The following is a 21,027-nucleotide window of genomic DNA, read 5'->3' as shown; positions in this document are numbered from 1 at the left end:
AGAATCTTGTAGCGCAACCTTCGCACAGTGGACCGTGGGTGCCAGCCGGCACCCGGCCTTCCCTGCGCCCTCTGACATCCTGGGGGCGAAGCCTTGAAGCAAAGCTCGGGCAAGGCAAGCCGCGAGAACGCGAAGCTGTGTCTGCGCCGAAGGCCTCTCGCTCCATCACTGCGAGCGACTTGTCCGCCGAGTCTCGGAGAACGAAGGCGGAAGCGAAGCAATTCAGAATCCATCCATGGAAAGACCCTGGAATGCTTCGTCGCAAGAGCTCCTCGCAATGACGATGCTGAAGCCCTCGTGCGCCTCTTTGTGAGTTGTACCGCAGCGGCAGAACGTTACCATGCGCCCGCACCCCGTGGAACACAGGGCCGGCACAGCAAGCGGAGGCGACATGAGCGGGCAGGAACGCAAGGTGAAGGGATCGGACCTGTTTGTCGCGGCGCTGGAGAACGAAGGCGTCGACCGCATCTTCGGCGTCCCCGGCGAGGAGAATCTCGATGTGGTGGAATCGCTCCGCACCTCCAGGATCGAGCTGATCCTGACCCGCCACGAGCAGGCCGCCGCGTTCATGGCCGCGACGCACGGGCGCCTGACCGGCAAGCCCGGCGTTTGTCTTTCGACGCTCGGCCCCGGCGCGCTCAATTTGTCCACCGGGGCGGCCTATGCGCATCTCGGCGCGATGCCGATGATCCTGATCACTGGGCAGAAGCCGATCATGAGCAGCCGGCAGGCGCGTTTCCAGATCGTCGACGTGGTCGCAACCATGAAACCGCTGACGAAGCTGTCGCGGCAGATCATCAACGCCTCCAGCATCCCGACCGTGGTCCGTGATGCGTTTCGCGTGGCGATGGAGGAGCGGCCGGGTCCGGTGCATCTCGAACTGCCCGAGGACATCGCCGGAGATGAAGTGCCTTACGCTCCCGTGATCCCGGTCCATCCGATTGATATCCCCGTGGCGCACCGCGCCGCGCTCGACCGGGCCGCCGAGATGATTTTAACTGCAAAGCGTCCTCTGGTGATGATGGGCGCAGCGACCAGCCGGCCGCGCTCCACCCACGGCATTGCGAGCTTCGTGCGGCGGACCGGCATTCCGTTCTTCACCACGCAGATGGGGAAGGGCACCGTGCCCGGCGGCACCAATCTCTACATGGGCACCGCCGCGCTGTCCGAGCGCGACTACGTTCACGACGCGATCGATGCCGCCGATCTGATCATCGCGATCGGCCACGACCCGATCGAGAAACCGCCCTTCATCATGGGGCCGTCGGGCCCGAAGGTGATTCACGTCAGCTACACGCCGGCGAGCGTCGAGCAGGTCTATTTTCCGGATGCGGAAGTCGTCGGCGATGTCGGCCCGAGCCTGGAGCTGCTCGCCGACCGCGTCGAAGGCAAGCTGCCGCAGGCCGCCGCGTTGCTGCCGCTGCGCGAAAAGATCCTCAGCCAGATCGCCGATCGCGCCACGGAGGCGCGCTGGCCGCCGACGCCGCAGCGCATCGTGCACGACATCCGGCAGGTGATCCCGGAGAACGGCATCGTCGCGCTCGACAACGGCATGTACAAGATCTGGTTCGCGCGCAACTACCGCACCCGTGTCGCCAACACCCTGCTGCTCGACAATGCGCTGGCGACCATGGGCGCCGGCCTGCCGTCGGCGATGATGGCCGCGATGCTCTATCCGGACCGCCGCGTCCTCGCGGTCGCCGGCGACGGCGGCTTCATGATGAACAGCCAGGAGATGGAGACCGCCGTCCGCCTCAAGCTCAACCTCGTCGTGCTGGTGCTCGAGGACAACGCCTACGGCATGATCCGCTGGAAGCAGGCGGTCGATCATTTCGCCGATTTCGGCATGACCTTTGGCAATCCCGATTTTGTCCTGTACGCAAAAGCCTATGGCGCGAAGGGGCATCGGATCGAGAGCATCGACAGTTTCGCTCCGACGCTCGACAAGGCGTTCAAGGAAGGCGGCGTGCATCTGGTCGTGATTCCGATCGACTATTCCGAGAATGTGCGGGTGCTCGTCGACGAGCTGCGCGCGCACGAGAAGACAAAGGCGTGAGTTTGTGCGTTGCTGTTGCCTTCCTCGTCATTGCGAGCGCAGCGAAGCAATCCAGGCTGTCTCCGCGGAAGCGACCTGGATTGCTTCGTCGCTTTGCTCCTGGCAATGACGGCGTATGCGGAACGGCCTCAATACGATAACAAGTTGCGTCGATATCATCCAACCACAGGAACTATGAAATGACCCGCGTTCGCTGTATCACCGAGATGGGAATGGGCGTCGATGTCCACGGCAGGGACGCCACCAAGGCGGCGAAGCGAGCGGTGTCGGATGCGATCCGGCATTCCAGCCTCGGCTTCTTCCGGATGATCGGCAAGACCGCGAATGACATGTTCGTTGACGTCACGATCGCTGTGCCCAATCCGGAAGCGGTAGACAAGGAAGCCGTTGCGAAGGAACTGCCTTACGGCACCGTGACCGTGACTGCGGTCAAGGGCGGGCTGGAGATACCTTCGGCCACGGAAGTGGCCAACGACCCCATCCTCATCGCCAACGCGGCCGTCATCGTCAGCTTTGACAAGGACTAGGCCGGTGTCCAACAGTCACGAGCGGCTGCTGGATCGCCCGATCTGGAGCGCGCTGACAACGAGCCAGAAATATCTGGCGGAGGGCGGCCCGCAGGCGCGGCGCTATCCCGTGGACATGACGCCTTTTGCCGACATGGCGGACATGTCGGCGACGAGCTTTGCCGCGCTCGGTGATCTCCTGTCGGGCTCGCAGGTTGCCGCGCTGTTCACGCCAGAGCCGGTCGATGTTCCCGGAGGCTTCAAGGTCGTGCTCGCCGAGACCGGCGAGCAGATGATCGGCTCGCCCGCCGACAGTTCGCTTCGCGATGCCGAGATCGTTACGCTCGGCGCTTCCGACGTTCCCGCCATGATGGCGCTGACGGCGCTGACCAAGCCCGGCCCGTTTGCCGCGCGGACGCACGAGCTCGGCACGTTCCTCGGCGTCCGCGTCGGCGGCGAACTGGTCGCGATGACGGGCGAGCGCATGAAGCCGGGCAGGTTCACGGAGATGACGGCGGTCTGCGTGCATCCCGACCATCGCGGTCGCGGCTACGCACAGGCGCTGCTCGCGGCGGTCGCGCGCCGGATCGAGGCGCGCGGTGAAATTCCGTTCCTGCACGTATTCTCGAGCAACGCGTCCGCCATCGCGCTGTACCAGCGGCAGGGCATGACAATCCGCCGTCGCCTGCACGTCACCGTGCTGATGAAACAGGGATGAGCGGCGATGCGCTGGGCTTCATGTCCGGCGGATTCACGCTATATCCATCCCAACCAGACTTCGGGGGAACACATGGACGCCAGGACACCGGATTTTTCCGCCGTACGGACGGCGATGCAGCGTTACGTCGATCAGGAGATCATTCCCGGTGTATCCTGGGCCGTGCTGAAGGGCCGCGACGTCGTCGATCAGCAATGTGTCGGCTTCGCCGATCGCGAGGCGAGCACCGCGTTGCGGCCCGACCACATCTTCCGCGCGTTTTCCAACACCAAGATCTTCGTCACCTGCGCGGTCATGCTGCTGGTGGAGGAGGGCCGCATCGGGCTCGACGACGTCGTCGAGAAATTCCTGCCGCAGCTGGGCAATCGAAAGGTCTTGAAGTCGGGCGCCTCGAGCCTTGCCGATGTCGAGCCGGCGAAGAGTCCGATCACGATCCGTCAGCTCCTGACCCATACGTCGGGCCTCAGCTATGGCATCTTCGATCCGGGCTCGGTGCTGTTCAAAGGCTACAACGAGGCGCGCATCCTCAATCCGCTGACGCCGCTGACCGACATGATCGACCAACTCGCCGATCTGCCGCTATCCTATCATCCCGGCACGAGCTGGGAATACTCGGTGGCCACCGACGTGCTCGGCCGTGTCGTGGAGGTCGTCTCGGGCAAATCCCTCGATGCCTTCCTCAAGGCGCGCATCTTCGATCCGCTCGGCATGGTCGACACCGGCTTTTACGCGCCTGAGGCACAGCAGGGCAGGCTGGTCGCGCTCTATAATGGCGCGGACGTGCTCGATCCGATGAAGCCGGGCCTCACGCGGGCCGACAATCTTCCCTTTCCGCAGGCCTATCGGCGGCCGTTTCCGCGGTTGTCGGGCGGCGGCGGTCTGGTCTCGACCTTGCCGGACATGCTCGCGCTGGTTCGCGCGCTGCTGCCCGGCTCGGATGCGCTGCTGAAGCCGGAGACGCTGCGGCAGATGATGACGAACCAGTTGCCCGAGGGCCAGACCATCCGCTTCGCCAGTCTCGGCCCGATCCCCGGCAAGGGGTTTGGCCTCGGCGGCGCCGTCACCTTCGCGCCGACGCCCGTCGATCCCGACAATTCGGCCGGTGAATTCCAGTGGGGCGGCCTCGCCGGTACCCATTGGTGGATCTGCCCGCAGGCCAACACCGCCGGCGTGCTGATGACCCAGCGCTACATGGGCTTCTGGAATCCGTTCTTCTTCGACTTCAAGCGCCTGGCCTATCGGGCCGTCGGAGGCTGATCGCGAAAAAATTGCAGGCATCCGCGAATCCTTTCCGGCCGTCGCATCCTTTCGCCTCGGAGCTGTTAACAATGAGCAACGGTAGGGTATCGGGTTCATACGCGTGAAGAACTATCTCGGCCTCGATGGCTTCCGCTTCGGCTGGGTCGCAGCCTGGATCGACGATCGCGGCGATCAGGGCTTCGACTATTCACCCGGTCTCACGCGATTGCTGGCGATGCCGCACGAGCGCGCGATGATCGACATGCCGATCGGATTGAAACCGAGCGGCTACCGCACGTGCGATTTGCATGCACGCGAACTGGTCGGCTCCGCCGTGTTTCTCGGCGCGCGCCGCGATCTGTGGACATTTCCCGACATGGCAGCGGCCAATCGCCACTACTGGGAGCGCGAGGGAAGGGGCAGGGGCGTGTCGGCGCAGCTCTGGAACATCAGGGACAAGATCCGGGACGTCGACGAGATCATGACGCCGGCACGGCAAGTCACCATCGGCGAAGCTCATCCGGAGTTGATTTTCTGGAATCTGGCAGGGCAAGTCCGGCTTGCAAGGAAGACGTCGGCGGACGGCCGCGAGCAGCGCATCGCGCTTCTGGCGCAGCGCGGCTTCACACGCCTGCCGAAATGGCTGACGCAGCGTCACGGCACCGGTATCGGCCGCGACGATCTCATCGACGCCTGCGCCTGTGCCGTTGCAGCGCGCGACAGCGAGCAGCGTGTCGGCGGGGAGGAGGTCGATCCGCGCGGGCTGCGGATGGAGATCAATTATTGAGGTCGTCGGCCGATACGGATCGGGAAATAACGGCAAGTAATTGAAGCGTGCAGGAACTGTGGATGGCTGGCCTGCGTTCCTCGTGCGAAACGGGCACAGAGAAGCACTTACGATGAGGGATGCCAGTCGATTCGCGACCGCGATGCTCGCGCTCGTCCTTATCGGAGCGCTGCTCGTCACCGGCCAGCTCTTCATCGAGCAACGCGCACAGCGCGACGTGATCTATGCCACCAGCGATCTGCTGTGGCCGTTGTAACCTGGTCCCGGTGCGGGACGATGATGTAACGGCTGCCCTGCCTTGCGCCATTCGCGGTCTCGCCTAGATTAGGCGACGTCTCACGAACGCAGCCGGAGTCCCGATGTCCGATCTGTCCGCCTTTCCGATCACCAAGCGCTGGCCGGCGAAGCATCCCGAGCTGCTTCAGCTCTATTCGCTACCGACGCCGAACGGCGTCAAGGTCTCGATCGTGCTGGAGGAGATCGGGCTGCCCTACGAGGTCCATCTCGTCGACTTTGGCAAGGACGATCAGAAGACGGCTGAATTCTTCTCGCTCAATCCGAACGGCAAAATCCCTGCGATCCTCGATCCCAATGGTCCCGGCGGCAAACCGCTGCCGCTGTTCGAGTCCGGGGCGATCCTGCAATATCTCGCGGAGAAGACCGGCAAGCTTTTGCCCGAGGACGCCGCCCGCCGTTACCAGACCATCCAGTGGGTGCATTTCCAGATGGGCGGCATCGGGCCGATGTTCGGCCAGGTCGGCTTCTTCCACAAATTCGCCGGCAAGGAGTTCGAGGACAAGCGGCCGCTCGAACGCTATGTCAACGAGTCCAAGCGCCTGCTCGGTGTGATGGAGACGCATCTTTCGGGGCGGCAATGGTTCATGGATGACGATTACACCATCGCCGATATCTCCATGCTCGGCTGGGTGCGCAACCTCGTCGGTTTCTACGGTGCCGGCGATCTCGTCGAGTTCACCCGGTTCAAATCGGTCGGTGCCTGGCTCGAGCGGGGGCTGGCGCGTCCGGCGGTGCAGCGCGGGCTGAACATTCCGAAGCGGCCGTGAAACTAGCTCAACGCCTTGTAGGTCATGTACAGCGCCATCAGCGAGACTAGGGCGATCATGGTCCGGCGCAGCACCGATTTGCTGACGCCGTTGGCCATGCGTGCGCCGAGATCGGTGCCGATCCACAGGCCGACAACGATACCGATGATGGCCGGCCAGCCGACAACGAGTCCCTTGCTCCAGTAGATCCACGCCGCCGGAATGTTGGTCGGGATGACCGAAAAGACGAGGCTGACGAGTTGCGCCTGATGCTGCGGCACGCGCAGGCCGGCGGCGAGGCCGACAGTGATCGCAAGGCCGCCACCGATGCCCATGAAGCCGGAGGAAAAGCCGGCAAGCATGCCGATGAGGAGCAGGGGCAGCCAGGGCAATTTGTCGGGATTGGCAGCCCCGCTGCTGCCGTCCTTGCGGTCACGCCGCAGAACCAGCGCAGCGATCAATGCGACGAGGTAGACGACATAGGTCCATTGCAGGACCGCGTCGGAAACGGCGGTTGCGGCATAGCCGCCGCTGACACCACCGAGCAGAAATCCGACGCCGATCCAGACGACCCATTGCAGCGGGCTGCGATTGCCGTTCTGCCAGTAGCGGCGCACGCCGGCGAGGCCGGTCGGCGGCACCTGCGCGATCAGCGACGTGCCTTGGGCCACATGCTGCTCCGCGCCGAGCAGCAGCACGCAGAAGATCACCAGGCCTCCACCCGGGCTCGTCCCCATGAAGCCGGACGTCAGTCCTCCGACGAGACCGACGCCGATACAAGCGAGCAGGTCGTGAATCCAGGACATCGCTCACACCCGGGTCCGTCGCTTGATGTCGGGTTTCGTGGTGCGGAAGCCGTCGATCGCGCCTGCGACAGCCGCCATGCAGGCCTCGACGTCAAAATCCTCGCCCCAGCACTTTTGCAGCACGAAGCCCTGGAAAATCGCAACCAGCACGCGCGCGATCGCATCTGCGCCGAGGTCGCTCCTGATGAGGCCGTCGTGCTGGCCGCGCTCGACCAGCGCGACCATGAGCGTGCGCGGCATGTCGATGCCTTCGACGACGCTGGCGCGGACGCGGCGGTTGCGCAGCGCTTCGGCCCAGCCATGGATGCCGACACGGCGCCGCGCTTCGCCGGCGGGATCGGTGAGCCATTGCGCATAGACGCGGACCAGTGCGTGAAGTCCCTCGATCGGATCTCCCGATCCTTGCGCGACCGAGTTGAGCACGGCTTCGCGGCGATGCCGGTCGTCGGCGAGCGCCTCGATCAGGTCGTCCTTGCTCTGGAAGTAGAGATAGACCGCGCCGTGGCTCAGTCCCGACCCCTTGACGATGTCGGCCATGCCGGTCTGGTGAAAACCATCCTCGGCGAAGCATGCGAGGGCCGCTTCGAGAATCTGCTGCCGCCGGTCTTCACGCTGCTTGTCGCTGATCTTCGGCATCCGCGGTGTCCGTAAATAACTGACTGTTCAATCGTTTTTGATGTCCAGCCCAAACAGCGTGGAAGGCCCGTCCGTAAAATAAAAAACGATCGATCAGTCAGTTTTAATTCGATGCGCGAGTTTGGTCAAGGCCCAATGGCCTGGGTCGAGGAACCGGGAGGATTTGACGGTTGGCAGGTCGACGGAGGCCGCGGCGTAGCCCTTGAATGCGCTCGGCTAGAACAGGCGTCCGCCGTTCGGCACGGGTTTGCTCGGCTGCACCAGCACGACCTTGCCTTCGGCATCGGGGAAGCCGAGCGTCAGCACCTCCGAAACGACCGGGCCGATCTGGCGCGGCGGGAAATTGACGACGGCCGCGACCTGCTGTCCGACCAGCGTCTCGAGCGGATGGTTTTCGGTGATCTGCGCCGAACTCTTGCGCACGCCGATCGCCGGGCCGAAGTCGATCCACAGCCGCCAGGCCGGCTTGCGCGCCTCCGGGAACGGTTTTGCGTCGACGATGGTGCCGACGCGGATATCGACCGCGAGGAAGGTGTTGAAGTCGATGGTCGGCGACACGGTCGCGGCGGGATCGTGGGTGACGTGCATGGCGTGTCCGTTCGAAGAGCTGGCATCATTCGCAAATATTGTCGCGCGGACCGGAGTCTCGTACAACGGCGGGATCACGATACGACGCATGCGCGAGGGACCTTTTGCCCAACATCATCTACGGCATCAAAAACTGCGACACCATGAAGAAGGCGCGCGCCTGGCTCGACACCCATGGCGTCGCCTACGAGTTTCACGACTACAAGGCGGCGGGGGTGGAGAAGGACAAGCTCAAGCAGTGGAGCGACAAGGTCGGCTGGGAGACGCTGCTCAATCGCGCAGGGACGACCTTCAAGAAGCTGCCCGACGCCGACAAGGAGGGCCTCACCGAGAGGAAGGCGCTGGCGTTGATGCTAGCGCAACCATCGATGATCAAACGGCCGGTGCTGGAAGTCGGCGGCAAGCTGCTGGTCGGCTTCAAGCCGGACATTTATGCCAAGGACGTCGGGACCAGGTAAGTCGAGGCCAAATCGCGCTGGCCGCTATTTCAGTTCGATGATCTCGGTGACGAGCCCGGGCTGATCGGCGAATTCGACCAATTCGGCGGCCGCGATGCGGCCGGGAGTGCGGTGAAACAGGTCACGATCGATCACCGCGCGCAATTTTTCGCGCGGCAGCGCGTCATTTCCGCGCATCAGATTCTTGATCTCGAAGCCGCCGTCCTCGCAGAACGTCTTGAGCGAGGCGATGACGTGACAGATCCTGCCCTCGGTCTGGAACGGCAGCAGCAGGCGCTCATAGGCGACGATGCGCCCGTAGATGTCGTCGACGTCGGCAACGCTGTAGACGGGCAACCCGCGCGCCACGCATTCATGATAGACCGGCATCACGAAGGGCACGAGCCGCGGCCCGATATAGTCGTCGAGCAGAACGCCCTTGCCGGTGTGTCCATAGGCACGCGAGATGCGCGTGCCTTCGCTCTGGATAGTGAGGCGCGGCGTCGGCGTCGACATGTCCACCGTATAATAGATGAGATCGGACAGCTCCTCCTCGAGCCGCGCGGGCTGGTACTCCCAGATCGCCGGCGTCGTCTGTTCGCGCGCATAAAGTCGCAGCCACGTGTTCAGGAGATCACGCTGCCTGATGGATTTGACCAGGGAAGGAGCGGCGCTTGCGAAATCCAAGACAATATTCCCGACGTATAAAACCCGCGCATGATCCGGGTTGCGGGAAAATTTTCTATGAAGGCTGGCGCATGGAACGAAAGACCGTTAACGACGGCTTGATGACCGGTGCCTTGCGAACCGGGAGGCCGGGCAGGCGCGACGTCAAAACACCTCCGACTAAGGGAGCATTTGTATCCCGGCCGGAGGCCTGATCTGCTCAGCTTTCCGCCTTGCCTAACCCCCGTCAACTCCGGCATATTCCGCGCCCGGAGGCGGCGGTTCCGGGTGGGCTCCAGGGCCTCCGGAATGCCGAAGCAACAAGGACAGCCACGCGTATTGCGCGGGCAGGGGGAAAACTGTTTGGCCGATGAGTTCATTCTTGAAACGGAAGGCTTGACCAAGGAGTTCGCGGGCTTCTTCGCCGTCCGCGACGTTGCGCTCAAGGTTCGCCGTGGGAGCATTCACGCGTTGATCGGCCCGAACGGCGCCGGCAAGACGACCTGCTTCAATCTTTTGACCAAGTTCCTCAAACCGTCCGCCGGAAAAATCCTGTACAAGGGCCAGGACATCACCGCGATGGCGCCCGCCGACGTGGCGCGCATGGGGTTGGTTCGCTCGTTCCAGATCTCGGCGGTGTTTCCGCATCTCACCGCGCAGGAAAACGTCCGTGTCGCGCTTCAGCGCCAGCACGGCAGCTCCTTCGATTTCTGGCGCTCCAAGTCGGTGCTCAACGTCTTCAACGATCGCGCGCGCGAGTTGTTGAACGATGTCGGCCTCAGCGAGTTTGCCAATACGCCCGCGGTCGAGATGCCCTACGGGCGCAAGCGCGCACTGGAGATCGCAACCACGCTCGCGCTCGACCCCGAGATGATGCTGCTGGACGAGCCGATGGCCGGCATGGGCCACGAGGACATCGACAAGATCGCGGCGCTGATCAAGCGTATCTCCGCGAAATACACCATCCTGATGGTCGAGCATAATCTCAGCGTCGTGGCCAATCTTTCCGACATCATTACCGTGCTGACGCGCGGGCAGGTGCTGGCGCAGGGCCATTACAGCGAGCTCACCAAGGACGAGCGCGTCAAGGAAGCTTACCTGGGAGCCGGTCATGCCTGACACTGCGATCGCCGAGGCTCCGGCAAAAGCCGCGACCGGCGGGACCATCCTTCAGGTCCGCAATCTGGAGGCGTGGTATGGCGAGTCCCACATCCTGCACGGGATCAACTTCGACGTGAATGCGGGCGAGGTCGTCACCCTGCTCGGGCGTAACGGCGCCGGCAAGACCACCACGCTGAAGTCGATCATGGGGATCATCGGCAAGCGAACCGGCTCGGTGAAGTTCAACAACCACGACATCATCCGCACGACCTCCGACAAGATCGCGCGCATGGGCATCGCGTTCTGCCCGGAAGAGCGGGGGATATTCTCCAGCCTCGACGTACGTGAGAATTTGCTGCTGCCGCCCATCGTCCGCGCGGGCGGGCTGCCGCTCGATCAGATCTTCGACCTGTTCCCGAACCTGAAGGAACGGCTCAACAGCCAGGGCACCAAGCTGTCCGGCGGCGAGCAGCAGATGCTCGCGATCGCGCGCATCCTGCGCACCGGCGCGAGTTTCCTGATGCTGGACGAGCCGACCGAGGGGCTAGCACCCGTCATCATCCAGCAGATCGGCCACACCATTGCCCGGCTCAAGAAGGAGGGCTTCACGATCCTCCTGGTCGAGCAGAACTTCCGGTTCGCATCCACCGTCGCCGACCGCTATTATGTGGTCGAGCACGGCAAGATCATCGACGGATTTTCCAATGCGGAGCTTGCCGCCAACATGGACAAGCTCCACACCTATCTCGGCGTCTAGAATTGCCAACGAGAAAAATTAAAGAGGTACGTTGCATGAAGACCAGGTCGATTGCGTCATTGCTGCTGACCACCGCGCTCAGCTTCGTGATGACTGGCGTCGCGTCCGCGCAGGACAAGACCGTCAAGATCGGCGCGCTGTCCGATCAGTCCGGCCTTTACGCCGACCTCGGCGGACCAGGCTCGACGCTCGCCGCGCAGATGGCCATTGAAGATTCCGGCCTCGTTGCGAAGGGCTGGAAGATCGGCATCATCTCGGGCGATCACCAGAACAAGCCGGACATAGGCACCGCGATCGCGCGGCAATGGTTCGACGTCGACAAGGTCGACATCATCGTCGACGTGCCGAATTCCGGCGTGGCGCTCGCCGTCAACAACGTCGTCAAGGAAAAGAACGGCGTCTACATCAACTCCGGTGCGGCGACCTCGGATCTCACCAACGCGCAGTGCTCGCCCAACACGGTGCACTGGACCTACGACACCTACATGCTGGCCCACACCACCGGTCAGGCGCTGGTGAAGGCCGGCGGCGACACCTGGTTCTTCCTGACCGCGGACTACGCCTTCGGCGCGGCGCTGGAGCGCGACACCACTGCGGTCATCACCGCCAACGGCGGCAAGGTGGTCGGTGGCGTCAAGCACCCGCTCAACACGCCGGACTTCTCGTCCTTCCTGCTGCAGGCGCAGGCTTCCAAGGCCAAGATCATCGGCCTTGCCAATGCCGGCGGCGACACCACCAACACGATCAAGCAGGCGGCCGAGTTCGGCATCGTCAAGGGCGGCCAGAAGCTCGCGGCGCTGCTGCTGTTCCTCACGGACGTCAAGGCGATCGGGCTCGAGACCGCGCAGGGCCTCAACTTCACCGAGACCTTCTACTGGGACATGAACGACCAGACCCGCGCGTTCTCCAAGCGCTTCGCCGCGAAGATGAAGAACAGTGCGCCTCCGACCATGGTGCAGGCCGGCGTCTACGCGGGCGTGCGCCACTATCTCAAGGCGCTGGAGGCGCTCGGCGGCAATCCGCACGATGGCGTCAAGGTCGTGGAGAAGATGAAGTCGATGCCGACCGAGGACGATCTGTTCGGCAAGGGCGAGATCCAGCCCAACGGCCGCACCATCCACAACGCCTACCTGTTCGAGGTGAAGAAGCCCTCCGAGTCCAAGGGACCGTGGGATTTCTACAAGCTGGTCGGCACGGTGCCGGGCGACCAGGCCTTCACGCCGCTGTCCGAGAGCAAGTGCGCGCTCTTGAAGAAGTAGGATAACCGCCCGCGGGCCATCAGGTCTGCGGGCGACTTTCAGGGAACGCCGAAGGGACCGGGTGCGGGATCGATGCAGGCTCTTTACGCTCAGCTACTGGTGGGATTGATCAACGGCTCGTTCTACGCGCTGCTCAGTCTCGGGCTCGCCGTGATCTTCGGCATGCTCAACATCATCAATTTCGCCCATGGCGCACTCTACATGATGGGCGCGTTCGTCGCCTATTTCCTGCTCAACAATGATTATCTCAGTATCGGCTACTGGCCGGCATTGATCGTCGCTCCGATTGTCGTCGGCATCTTCGGCATGATCCTGGAACGGACCATGCTGCAATGGCTGACCGGGCTCGACCATCTCTACGGCCTGTTGCTGACCTTCGGCATCGCGCTGATCGTGCAGGGCGTGTTCCAGAACTATTTCGGCTCGTCCGGCATGCCTTACGCCATTCCGGACCAGCTCAAGGGCGGCATGAATCTCGGGTTCATGTTCCTTCCTATCTATCGCGGCTGGGTCGTTATCTTCTCGCTGGTGGTGTGTATCGCCACCTGGTTCCTGATCGAGAAGACGCGGCTTGGCGCTTACCTGCGCGCCGCGACCGAAAACCCGACGCTGGTGCGCGCTTTCGGCGTCAACGTGCCGCGCATGATCACGCTGACCTACGGTCTCGGCGTCGGTCTTGCAGCACTCGCCGGCGTGCTTTCGGCGCCGATCAACCAGGTGCGGCCGCTGATGGGCGCCGACCTCATCATCGTCGTGTTCGCGGTGGTGGTGATCGGCGGCATGGGGTCGATCATGGGCTCGATCATCACCGGCTTCGCGCTGGGCGTGATCGAGGGCCTGACCAAGTATTTCTACCCCGAGGCCTCCAATACCGTCGTCTTCGTGCTGATGGTGCTGGTGCTCTTGGTGAAGCCAACCGGATTGACGGGAAAGGCGGCCTGATATGACAGCCTTGACGGACGACACGCTGCCGGTGACCCCGCGCGCGATCCGCGACGAGATGATCGTGTTCGTTGTGATGGCGCTGCTGCTGGCTTCGGTGCCATTCACGGGAGTCTACCCGTTCTTCGTCATGCAGGCGCTGTGCTTCGCGCTGCTCGCCTGCGCCTTCAACCTGCTGATCGGCTACGGCGGTTTGCTGTCCTTCGGCCATGCGATGTTCTTGGGGACGGCCGGCTATTGCAGCGCGCATGCGCTGAAGGTATGGGCGCTGCCGCCGGAGCTCGGCATCCTCGTCGGCATCGCCGGTGCCTTCGTGCTCTCGCTCATCACGGGCTATATCTCGATCCGCCGCCAGGGCATCTACTTCTCGATGATCACGCTGGCACTGTCGCAGCTTTTGTACTTCATCTACCTCCAGGCCCCGTTCACCCATGGCGAGGACGGCATCCAGGGCATTCCGCAAGGGCACATGTTCGGCGTGTTCGATCTGTCCAAGCCGACCGTGCTCTACTACGTCGTGCTGGTCGGCTTCCTTGCCGGCTTCCTGCTGATCTTCCGCATCATCAACTCGCCGTTCGGCGAAGTCCTCAAGGCGATCCGTGAGAACGAGCCGCGGGCGATCTCGCTGGGTTACCGGACCGATCAGTACAAGTTCCTGGCTTTCGTCCTGTCGGGCACGCTCGCGGGCTTTGCCGGATCGCTGAAAGTGTTCGTGGCGCAGAACGCCTCGCTCACCGACGTGCACTGGTCGATGTCGGGCGAAGTCGTGCTGATGACGCTGGTCGGCGGTCTCGGCACCGTGTTCGGCCCCGTGGTCGGCGCCTTTGTGATCATCGCCATGCAGCAATATCTGGCGGGGTTTGGCCAATGGGTGACTGTGATCCAGGGCTCGATCTTCGTGATCTGCGTGCTCACGTTCCGCCGCGGGGTCATCGGCGAAATCGCGCATTACTTCCGGCGTTCGCTCTAAACGATTGATATCGCACTAATTTATCTGGTGCGTGAAAGCGGTGGATGACCCGGCTCCGCGGGCGTGAGATGACACGCACGCGGATCGAAAATGGTCTATGACAGTTTTGTGACGGCCGGTTCGGCCGGGCCATTTCCAACCGGTAGTCTCTCCCCATGATGCGATGGTTTCGCGCTTTCCTGCCCAAGGAAGAACGCTTCTTCGACCTGTTCGACCGCCACGCCCAGACCGTGATCCAGGGCTCGATCGCGCTCCAGGGCATGCTCAACGGGGGCGAGGAGACGCCGGTCTTTTGCCAGCGCGTCAACCAGTTCGAGAACGATGCCGACAACATCACCCGTGAGGTGCTGACGGCGGTGCGCCGCACCTTCATCACTCCGTTCGACCGCGGCGACATCAAGAACCTGATCACCTCGATGGACGATGCCATCGACCAGATGCAGCAGACCGCCAAGGCCGTGATGCTGTTCGAAGTCCGCACCTTCGAGCCACCGATGCGCGAGATCGGCGGGCTTCTGATCGAATGCGCCAATCTGGTCGGCCGCGCGCTGCCGTTGATGCAGCAGATCGGCAAGAACGTGGCGATGCTGACCGCAATCACGGAAGAGCTGGGCAAGCTCGAAGGCCGGGTCGACGATCTCCACGACATCGGGATGAAGGAGCTGTTCCTCAAGCACCGCGACGGGAGCGCGATGGACTTCATCGTCGGTGTCGAGATCTACGACCACCTCGAGAAGGTGGCCGACCGTTTCGACGACGTCGCGAACGAGATCAACAGCATCGTCATCGAGCAAGTTTAGGCAGGGCGCCGTGGATGCTGCGTTGGGTCTTCCCCTCCTGGTCGGACTGATCGCCGTCGCGCTGCTGTTCGATTTCCTGAACGGCCTGCACGACGCCGCCAATTCGATCGCGACCATCGTCTCGACCCGCGTGCTGCGGCCGCAATTCGCGGTGTTCTGGGCCGCGTTCTTCAATTTCGTCGCCTTCATGGTGTTCGGTCTGCACGTTGCCCAAACCATCGGCACCGGCATCATCGATCCCGCGATCGTCGATGCCCAGGTGATCTTCGCGGCCCTCGTCGGCGCCATCGTCTGGAACCTCGTGACCTGGGGGCTCGGCATCCCGTCCTCGTCGTCGCATGCATTGATCGGTGGCCTGTTCGGCGGTGGCGTGGCCAAGGCGGGGATCTCCGCGGCGGTCTGGAGCGGATTATCCAAAACGGTGATCGCCATCGTGCTGTCTCCACTCGTCGGCTTCCTGCTCGCGATGGTGCTGGTCGCGATCGTCTCCTGGGCCTCGGTCCGGTCCACCCCTTTCGCTGTGGACCGCGCTTTCCGCATCCTGCAATTCGCCTCCGCCTCGCTCTATTCGCTCGGCCATGGCGGCAACGACGCGCAGAAGACCATGGGCATCATCGCCGTGCTGCTCTACTCGCAGGGCCATCTCGGCAGCGAATTCTCGGTGCCGTTCTGGGTGGTGCTGTCCTGCCAGGCCGCGATGGCAATGGGCACGCTGATGGGAGGCTGGCGCATCGTCCGCACCATGGGATTGCGAATTACAAAGCTGACGCCAATGCAGGGTTTTTGCGCCGAGACCGGCGGCGCCGCCACCCTGTTCATGGCGACCTACCTCGGGGTTCCGGTGTCGACCACCCACACCATCACCGGCGCCATCGTCGGCGTCGGCGCCGCCCGCCGTCTCTCGGCGGTGCGCTGGAACGTCGCCAGCTCGATCGTCTACGCCTGGGTGATCACCATGCCAGCCTCGGCCATCGTCGCTGCGCTGACGTGGTGGGCGGTCAAGATTTTCCTCAAGTAACGAGTTTCAGCCCGACAATGCCGGCGACGATCAGTCCGATGCTGGCCAGGCGAAACGCGGTGGCCGGCTCGCCGAACAGGATGATCCCGAGCGTCGCCGTGCCCACCGCACCGATCCCGGTCCACACCGCGTAGGCGGTTCCAATCGGCAGTGATTTGAGGGCCAACCCAAGCAGCAGGATGCTCCCGGCCATCGCGGCGAGGGTCAGGACGGACGGGATCAGCCTGGTAAAGCCCTCGGTGTATTTGAGCCCGATCGCCCAGCCCACCTCCAGAAGGCCAGCGACGAACAGGATGCTCCAGGCCATGACGACCCTCCATATCAAGGCAGGGGCGTCCCCGCGGCTGATGTGCTGAAAGAGGGGAAAGGTCGTCCTTCCCCAGGTCGATATGGGGCTGGCCGGAAGGCTCTGCAATCACCACATGAGGCTTGATCGGGCCGATTTTCCCTGTCAAACGCTCCCGCAATGTCCGACATCGCCACACCTGCCGAATCGACGGCCCGTTCCCCGCTTGCCGCTGAAGTGTCGCGGCGGCGCACCTTTGCGATCATCTCGCATCCGGACGCCGGCAAGACCACGCTGACCGAGAAGCTGCTGCTGTTCGGCGGCGCCATCAATCTCGCCGGCCAGGTCAAGGCCAAGGGCGAGCGGCGCAACACGCGTTCGGACTGGATGAAGATCGAGCGCGAGCGCGGCATCTCGGTCGTGACCTCGGTCATGACCTTCGAATTCGAAGGCCTGGTGTTCAACCTGCTGGACACGCCGGGCCACGAGGACTTTTCGGAAGATACCTACCGCACGCTGACGGCGGTCGATTCCGCCGTGATGGTGATCGACGCCGCCAAGGGCATCGAGGCACGCACCCGGAAGCTGTTCGAGGTCTGCCGCCTGCGCGACATTCCGATCATCACCTTCATCAACAAGATGGACCGCGAGAGCCGTGACGTGTTCGAGCTGCTCGACGAGATCGAGAAGACGCTTGCGCTCGACACCACGCCGATGACCTGGCCGGTTGGCCGCGGCCGTGACTTCCTCGGCACCTATGACGTCGTCAATGGCGGCGTGCGCCTGCTCGAAGGCGGTGGCGCCAAGACCGGCGCGGCGCAGCAGATCGAGATCGCCGAGCTTGGCAAGCTCAACGCCAATCTCGACGTCTCCGCGGTGAAGGACGAGCTCGAGCTCGTGACCGAGGCATCAAAACCGTTCGAGCTCGCCGCGTTTCGCGAGGGCCATCTGACGCCGGTTTATTTCGGCAGCGCGCTGCGCAATTTCGGCGTCGGCGACCTGCTGGAAGGCCTCGGCAAGTTCGCGCCCGAGCCGCGCGCGCAGGACAGCGACCAGCGCAGGGTCGAGGCGACCGATCCGCGCATGAGTGCTTTCGTGTTCAAGATCCAGGCCAATATGGATCCGAACCATCGCGACCGCATCGCGTTTGCGCGCCTCTGCTCCGGCAAGCTCAGCCGGGGCATGAAGGCCAAGCTGGTGCGCACCGGCAAGAGCATGCCGTTGTCGAGCCCGCAATTCTTCTTCGCGCAGGACCGCTCGGTCGCGGACGAGGCCTATGCCGGCGACGTCGTCGGCATTCCCAACCACGGCACGCTGCGCATCGGCGACACCTTGACCGAGGGCGAGGATTTCAACTTCGTCGGCGTGCCGAGCTTTGCGCCGGAAATCGTCCGCCGCGTGCGTCTCACCGACGCGATGAAGGCGAAGAAGCTGAAGGAAGCGCTTCAGCAGATGTCGGAAGAGGGCGTGGTGCAGGTGTTTCGCCCGCGCGACGGCGCGCCCGCGCTGGTCGGCGTGGTCGGTGCGCTCCAGCTCGACGTGCTGAAGGCGCGGCTGGAGGCGGAATATTCACTGCCCGTCGAATTCGAGGTCAGCGAGTTCCAGCTTGCGCGCTGGGTCTCATCGGATGACCGCAAGAAGCTCGATACCTTCATCGCCGCCAACACCTCCAGCATCGCCGACGATGTCGACAGCGACCCCGTGTATCTGGCGCGGAACGAGTTCTATCTGGGCTACACCAGGGAACGCGCCGAGGGCATCGAGTTCACCAACGTCAAGGACGTCAAGAAGAGGGGGTAGGGCGCCCCCGTCCCGCGGCCGAACGCGAGCATGTGAACGAAAGCGGGCTTGACGCCCTCTTGGGCGATGCCACGTTTCAGCCATGTGGCGCGGCATCCTCGTTTTTCTCCTGCTGGCAATATCGACGGTTGCGGCCGATGCGCAGCGTCGCCAGATCAACCCGATCCCGTTTGCGCACGAGCCGTGCAGTGTGCTCGACAATCGTCCCTGCACGCCGTCCTATTGCAGTCCGCTCGAACCCGGCCCCTGCATTCCCGAGATCGACTATCCCTACGGGCAGAACCTCCAGCTCACGATCGAAAGTGTGCCGCAGGACTCCGACCGCGCCAAATACCGCAAGCCCGATCACGACCTCGATACGATCGGCGATCTCTTCGCCGAGCTGCGCACCTGCTGGTCGCCGCCATCGGACAATGCGCGCGCGGGCATGCAGATGGCCGTGCGTTTCAGCTTCAACAAGGCGGGCCGCCTGATCGGCCCGCCGCGGCTGACCTTTGCGACTGCGGGCGTCCCCGCGGGTATCCGCACGACCTATCTGAATGCCATCAACGCGTCGCTGAACGCCTGCCTGCCGCTGAAATTCACCAGCAATCTCGGGGGCGCTCTGGCCGGACGGCCAATCGCGATCCGCTACGTCGACAACCGCAATCTCGCCAACTGATTTGCCAACGAGACCAGCCCGGCGGCGTTGGCCTCTATGGGAGGTCTAACGCCTCGCGTACAGCCGCAGTTGATCGGCCGTCTCTCGTTCGCGAGCCGCCGTACTCAGTTCAGCAGCTTCCATTTGTCCAATTTGAGCACGATGGTGGCCTCGAGGTCTTCGATCCTATTGAATTCCTCATAAGTGACCCCGTTGAGATCCGATGGCAGTCTCAGCGGTTTCTTCAGCAGGATGGCGACGCGCTCGAAGGCGCGGAATTTGGCGAACAGCAACCCCATCTCGAAGATGACATTCTCACGTGCGCGTGCCCCGTAAGGCTCGTTGGCTCTGGCCAAGCGTCCTTCGTCGTCGGGCGTGGCGAGGATGAAGCCTGCCCTGCATGTTCGGATCAACTCTTCCAGGCCCGACAAGATCGTCGTTGCGTTCTTGTCTTCCCGCAACAGCACCTTGGGGGTGACCTTGTTCTGCCGCAAGATCGACTCCAGCGCCTTTCGGCTAGTGTCGTCCCGTCCGTGCACGATGAAGACGTTGCGCTCGAGCTGAAGCTCCGGGTGCGGCGTGTGCAAAGCCAACGCCAGAATATCGGTGTAGGCCTCCAGGACGCGCAGATCGTCGGGAGAGAACACCTTGCCCGTAACGTTGTTATGAAAGCAGGCGACGCCAAATGGGCTGCGGCCCTGTCCTAATTTGATTGGAAAGCAGACCATGTTCTGGATGGGACTGTCGCCGGAGAATTCCCCGCCGAGAGCGCGCGAAAAGACCGTCGGCGTACCCGTGCGGAAGCAATTTCCGGCGATGGTTCCGAAGTAACCCAGCGTGGCCGGAAAGCTGGCCCGCGCTTGAGGATCCAGCAGTTGCTTGTCGAACAGGAAGTCGCCCTCGTTGAAGAGCACCAGCCTGTTCATCTTGGGGTGGTCGATCAGGACCGATCCCGCATCGGCCGCCGGGCTGATCGCGATCGCGGTTTGCAAAAACTCGACAATGATCGCTTCCTGCGAACGGCCGTGGGAAGCGCGAAGGAAATCCAATATTCTGGCGTCAAAACTGATTTTGCCGGTCATAACTAACCGTCCAATCCATCTGCAATGTTTCGATCATATTCCGTCAGGGGCCGAATTCAACAAGAAGTTGTCTTGGGCGAATTTGACCCGTAGCTTCGACCCATTCAATGCAGGATGCCCCGGGGGCCGCGTGAACCGATGGACGCCAGGATCAGCTATTTCCTATTTCTGCTCACGCTCCATTCGGCGCTGTTGGTCACAAGCACGATCGCAGGCTCGAAACTGTTCGCGTTGCCTTTCGGCCTGGACGCCAGTGCGACGGTCTTCAGCTATCTTCTGACGTTCATCATTCTCGATACGATCGCCGAATTGTTCGGCAAGGAGTATTCTAGGCGGGTCATCAATCTCGGCCTGCTTAGCATGGCCCTGTCGGCCGCCTATTTCGAGTTTGCCGCGTATCTGCCGGCGGCGGCAGGCTGGCACCACCAGCAGGATTTCGAGGCGGTCGTTAGCTCTTCCGTTCGCATCTGGATCGGCGGCTGGCTGGCTTACATGATCAGTCAGCACTTCGACCTGTCGTTCTTTCTCCTGTTGCGCGAGACGACATTCGGCAGGAAGTCCGTGGTGCTGTCTGCCTGGGTCAGCCTGATGTTGGCCCAGCTGTTGGACACCGCCATCTTCGTGTCGGTCGCGTTCTATGGTACCGGCGTTGTCCTGCCGACAATCGTCGGTCAGTATCTGATCAAGCTCATTTTCTCGACCGTTGCCGCGCCTCTGGTGAAGCTGAGCATCTCGTTTGGACGAGGCTGGATCGATGCGCGCAGCGGAAAGGTGGCCGAGCAGGACTAGGTTCTGTACCTATAATCATTGAGGGTTTGCGTTTGTTGTGATTCAAGGTCCCAGGAGGACCTTGATCATGGCCCGGTACGATGTTTCGGAGACCGAGTGGC

The 21,027-nt window shown here is 62.9% G+C and carries 24 protein-coding genes; 18 read left to right on the top strand and 6 right to left on the bottom strand.

Features of this window, described 5'->3' with window-relative positions; genetic code table 11:
* The first annotated feature begins 391 nt into the window (after positions 1-391).
* From JQ572_RS34640 to JQ572_RS34610, 7 genes are all read left to right on the top strand, one after another.
* A complete protein-coding gene (locus JQ572_RS34640; protein WP_211387316.1) occupies positions 392-2,056 on the top strand; it encodes an acetolactate synthase large subunit in 1,665 nt (554 codons plus the stop codon).
* A 179-nt stretch (positions 2,057-2,235) separates the two neighbouring features.
* Complete coding sequence (locus JQ572_RS34635) at positions 2,236-2,583, top strand: Lin0512 family protein (protein WP_014495864.1); 348 nt, start codon at positions 2,236-2,238, stop codon at positions 2,581-2,583.
* 4 nt (positions 2,584-2,587) lie between these two features.
* A complete protein-coding gene (locus JQ572_RS34630; RefSeq protein ID WP_211387315.1) occupies positions 2,588-3,280 on the top strand; it encodes a GNAT family N-acetyltransferase in 693 nt (230 codons plus the stop codon).
* 72 nt (positions 3,281-3,352) lie between these two features.
* Complete coding sequence (locus JQ572_RS34625) at positions 3,353-4,537, top strand: serine hydrolase domain-containing protein (protein WP_211387314.1); 1,185 nt, start codon at positions 3,353-3,355, stop codon at positions 4,535-4,537.
* Between the two features lie 103 nt (positions 4,538-4,640).
* Positions 4,641-5,306: a DUF429 domain-containing protein gene (locus JQ572_RS34620; RefSeq protein WP_211387313.1), complete on the top strand. Its 666-nt coding sequence runs from the start codon at positions 4,641-4,643 to the stop codon at positions 5,304-5,306.
* Between the two features lie 112 nt (positions 5,307-5,418).
* Positions 5,419-5,562 (top strand): hypothetical protein, encoded by a 144-nt coding sequence (locus tag JQ572_RS34615; protein ID WP_211387312.1) that lies wholly within the window; start codon positions 5,419-5,421, stop codon positions 5,560-5,562.
* Between the two features lie 103 nt (positions 5,563-5,665).
* On the top strand, positions 5,666-6,370 hold the full coding sequence (locus JQ572_RS34610; protein ID WP_211387311.1) for a glutathione S-transferase family protein: 705 nt from the start codon (positions 5,666-5,668) through the stop codon (positions 6,368-6,370).
* A 2-nt stretch (positions 6,371-6,372) separates the two neighbouring features.
* Here the strand turns inward: JQ572_RS34610 and JQ572_RS34605 are convergent, their stop codons facing one another.
* From JQ572_RS34605 to JQ572_RS34595, 3 genes are all read right to left on the bottom strand, one after another.
* Positions 6,373-7,155 (bottom strand): sulfite exporter TauE/SafE family protein, encoded by a 783-nt coding sequence (locus JQ572_RS34605; protein WP_211387310.1) that lies wholly within the window; start codon positions 7,153-7,155, stop codon positions 6,373-6,375.
* 3 nt (positions 7,156-7,158) lie between these two features.
* Positions 7,159-7,791 carry a TetR/AcrR family transcriptional regulator gene (locus JQ572_RS34600; RefSeq protein ID WP_211387309.1) on the bottom strand — a complete coding sequence of 211 codons (633 nt, stop codon included), beginning with the start codon at positions 7,789-7,791 and terminating at the stop codon, positions 7,159-7,161.
* A 216-nt stretch (positions 7,792-8,007) separates the two neighbouring features.
* On the bottom strand, positions 8,008-8,379 hold the full coding sequence (locus tag JQ572_RS34595; RefSeq protein WP_211387308.1) for a tRNA-binding protein: 372 nt from the start codon (positions 8,377-8,379) through the stop codon (positions 8,008-8,010).
* Positions 8,380-8,483: 104 nt separating this feature from the next.
* Between JQ572_RS34595 and JQ572_RS34590 the strand changes: the two genes are divergently transcribed.
* A complete protein-coding gene (locus JQ572_RS34590; RefSeq protein ID WP_211387307.1) occupies positions 8,484-8,837 on the top strand; it encodes an ArsC family reductase in 354 nt (117 codons plus the stop codon).
* A gap of 24 nt (positions 8,838-8,861) precedes the next feature.
* Here the strand turns inward: JQ572_RS34590 and JQ572_RS34585 are convergent, their stop codons facing one another.
* Positions 8,862-9,503, bottom strand: a complete 642-nt coding sequence (locus JQ572_RS34585) for a hypothetical protein (RefSeq protein ID WP_211387306.1) — start codon at positions 9,501-9,503, stop codon at positions 8,862-8,864.
* Positions 9,504-9,845: 342 nt separating this feature from the next.
* Between JQ572_RS34585 and JQ572_RS34580 the strand changes: the two genes are divergently transcribed.
* From JQ572_RS34580 to JQ572_RS34550, 7 genes are all read left to right on the top strand, one after another.
* Positions 9,846-10,601: an ABC transporter ATP-binding protein gene (locus JQ572_RS34580; protein WP_211387305.1), complete on the top strand. Its 756-nt coding sequence runs from the start codon at positions 9,846-9,848 to the stop codon at positions 10,599-10,601.
* A complete protein-coding gene (locus JQ572_RS34575) occupies positions 10,594-11,340 on the top strand; it encodes an ABC transporter ATP-binding protein (RefSeq protein WP_211387304.1) in 747 nt (248 codons plus the stop codon). The genes JQ572_RS34580 and JQ572_RS34575 overlap by 8 nt, the downstream gene beginning before the upstream one ends.
* Before the next feature lie 35 nt (positions 11,341-11,375).
* Positions 11,376-12,599, top strand: coding sequence for an ABC transporter substrate-binding protein (locus JQ572_RS34570; protein ID WP_211387303.1), 1,224 nt, complete (start codon positions 11,376-11,378; stop codon positions 12,597-12,599).
* Positions 12,600-12,671: 72 nt separating this feature from the next.
* Positions 12,672-13,541, top strand: coding sequence for a branched-chain amino acid ABC transporter permease (locus tag JQ572_RS34565; protein WP_211387302.1), 870 nt, complete (start codon positions 12,672-12,674; stop codon positions 13,539-13,541).
* A 1-nt stretch (position 13,542) separates the two neighbouring features.
* On the top strand, positions 13,543-14,511 hold the full coding sequence (locus JQ572_RS34560) for a branched-chain amino acid ABC transporter permease (RefSeq protein ID WP_211387301.1): 969 nt from the start codon (positions 13,543-13,545) through the stop codon (positions 14,509-14,511).
* A 155-nt stretch (positions 14,512-14,666) separates the two neighbouring features.
* Entirely contained in the window at positions 14,667-15,311 is a 645-nt protein-coding gene (locus tag JQ572_RS34555; RefSeq protein WP_211387300.1) for a DUF47 domain-containing protein, read from the top strand.
* A gap of 10 nt (positions 15,312-15,321) precedes the next feature.
* Positions 15,322-16,329 (top strand): inorganic phosphate transporter, encoded by a 1,008-nt coding sequence (locus tag JQ572_RS34550; protein ID WP_211387299.1) that lies wholly within the window; start codon positions 15,322-15,324, stop codon positions 16,327-16,329.
* Here the strand turns inward: JQ572_RS34550 and sugE are convergent.
* Positions 16,322-16,636 carry a quaternary ammonium compound efflux SMR transporter SugE gene (gene sugE / locus JQ572_RS34545; protein ID WP_211387298.1) on the bottom strand — a complete coding sequence of 105 codons (315 nt, stop codon included), beginning with the start codon at positions 16,634-16,636 and terminating at the stop codon, positions 16,322-16,324. The two genes, JQ572_RS34550 and sugE, sit on opposite strands and share 8 nt — an antisense overlap.
* Before the next feature lie 159 nt (positions 16,637-16,795).
* On the opposite strand from sugE, the gene JQ572_RS34540 reads away from it, so the two are divergent.
* The gene (locus tag JQ572_RS34540) at positions 16,796-18,415 is read left to right on the top strand and encodes a peptide chain release factor 3 (protein ID WP_211387297.1); all 1,620 of its coding nucleotides are present in this window, start codon (positions 16,796-16,798) and stop codon (positions 18,413-18,415) included.
* A gap of 82 nt (positions 18,416-18,497) precedes the next feature.
* A complete protein-coding gene (locus JQ572_RS34535) occupies positions 18,498-19,076 on the top strand; it encodes a hypothetical protein (protein ID WP_211387296.1) in 579 nt (192 codons plus the stop codon).
* Between the two features lie 104 nt (positions 19,077-19,180).
* On the opposite strand, the gene JQ572_RS34530 is transcribed toward JQ572_RS34535, so the two are convergent.
* Positions 19,181-20,137 (bottom strand): TIR domain-containing protein, encoded by a 957-nt coding sequence (locus JQ572_RS34530; RefSeq protein WP_211387295.1) that lies wholly within the window; start codon positions 20,135-20,137, stop codon positions 19,181-19,183.
* A gap of 138 nt (positions 20,138-20,275) precedes the next feature.
* Here JQ572_RS34530 and JQ572_RS34525 point away from each other — a divergent pair, with 138 nt between their 5' ends.
* Positions 20,276-20,926, top strand: coding sequence for a queuosine precursor transporter (locus JQ572_RS34525; protein WP_211387294.1), 651 nt, complete (start codon positions 20,276-20,278; stop codon positions 20,924-20,926).
* Positions 20,927-21,027: the final 101 nt, after the last annotated feature.

The organism is Bradyrhizobium sp. SZCCT0153, from assembly GCF_018129995.1.
GTDB classification, from domain to species: domain Bacteria; phylum Pseudomonadota; class Alphaproteobacteria; order Rhizobiales; family Xanthobacteraceae; genus Bradyrhizobium; species Bradyrhizobium japonicum_G.
Note: the sequence above shows the minus strand (reverse complement) of the source record. Positions and strands in the feature narration are given on the sequence as shown.

Bases quoted from the DNA above. Each gene is read 5' to 3' on its own strand.
- JQ572_RS34605 (WP_211387310.1), bottom strand. From the start codon at position 7,155: ATGTCCTGGATTCACGACCTGCTCGCTTGTATCGGCGTCGGTCTCGTC.
- sugE (WP_211387298.1), bottom strand. From the start codon at position 16,636: ATGGCCTGGAGCATCCTGTTCGTCGCTGGCCTTCTGGAGGTGGGCTGG.
- JQ572_RS34570 (WP_211387303.1), top strand. From the start codon at position 11,376: ATGAAGACCAGGTCGATTGCGTCATTGCTGCTGACCACCGCGCTCAGC.
- JQ572_RS34565 (WP_211387302.1), top strand. From the start codon at position 12,672: ATGCAGGCTCTTTACGCTCAGCTACTGGTGGGATTGATCAACGGCTCG.
- JQ572_RS34525 (WP_211387294.1), top strand. From the start codon at position 20,276: ATGGACGCCAGGATCAGCTATTTCCTATTTCTGCTCACGCTCCATTCG.
- JQ572_RS34535 (WP_211387296.1), top strand. From the start codon at position 18,498: ATGTGGCGCGGCATCCTCGTTTTTCTCCTGCTGGCAATATCGACGGTT.
- JQ572_RS34625 (WP_211387314.1), top strand. From the start codon at position 3,353: ATGGACGCCAGGACACCGGATTTTTCCGCCGTACGGACGGCGATGCAG.
- JQ572_RS34530 (WP_211387295.1), bottom strand. From the start codon at position 20,137: ATGACCGGCAAAATCAGTTTTGACGCCAGAATATTGGATTTCCTTCGC.
- JQ572_RS34575 (WP_211387304.1), top strand. From the start codon at position 10,594: ATGCCTGACACTGCGATCGCCGAGGCTCCGGCAAAAGCCGCGACCGGC.
- JQ572_RS34640 (WP_211387316.1), top strand. From the start codon at position 392: ATGAGCGGGCAGGAACGCAAGGTGAAGGGATCGGACCTGTTTGTCGCG.
- JQ572_RS34595 (WP_211387308.1), bottom strand. From the start codon at position 8,379: ATGCACGTCACCCACGATCCCGCCGCGACCGTGTCGCCGACCATCGAC.
- JQ572_RS34615 (WP_211387312.1), top strand. From the start codon at position 5,419: ATGAGGGATGCCAGTCGATTCGCGACCGCGATGCTCGCGCTCGTCCTT.
- JQ572_RS34560 (WP_211387301.1), top strand. From the start codon at position 13,543: ATGACAGCCTTGACGGACGACACGCTGCCGGTGACCCCGCGCGCGATC.
- JQ572_RS34610 (WP_211387311.1), top strand. From the start codon at position 5,666: ATGTCCGATCTGTCCGCCTTTCCGATCACCAAGCGCTGGCCGGCGAAG.
- JQ572_RS34540 (WP_211387297.1), top strand. From the start codon at position 16,796: ATGTCCGACATCGCCACACCTGCCGAATCGACGGCCCGTTCCCCGCTT.
- JQ572_RS34600 (WP_211387309.1), bottom strand. From the start codon at position 7,791: ATGCCGAAGATCAGCGACAAGCAGCGTGAAGACCGGCGGCAGCAGATT.
- JQ572_RS34635 (WP_014495864.1), top strand. From the start codon at position 2,236: ATGACCCGCGTTCGCTGTATCACCGAGATGGGAATGGGCGTCGATGTC.
- JQ572_RS34555 (WP_211387300.1), top strand. From the start codon at position 14,667: ATGATGCGATGGTTTCGCGCTTTCCTGCCCAAGGAAGAACGCTTCTTC.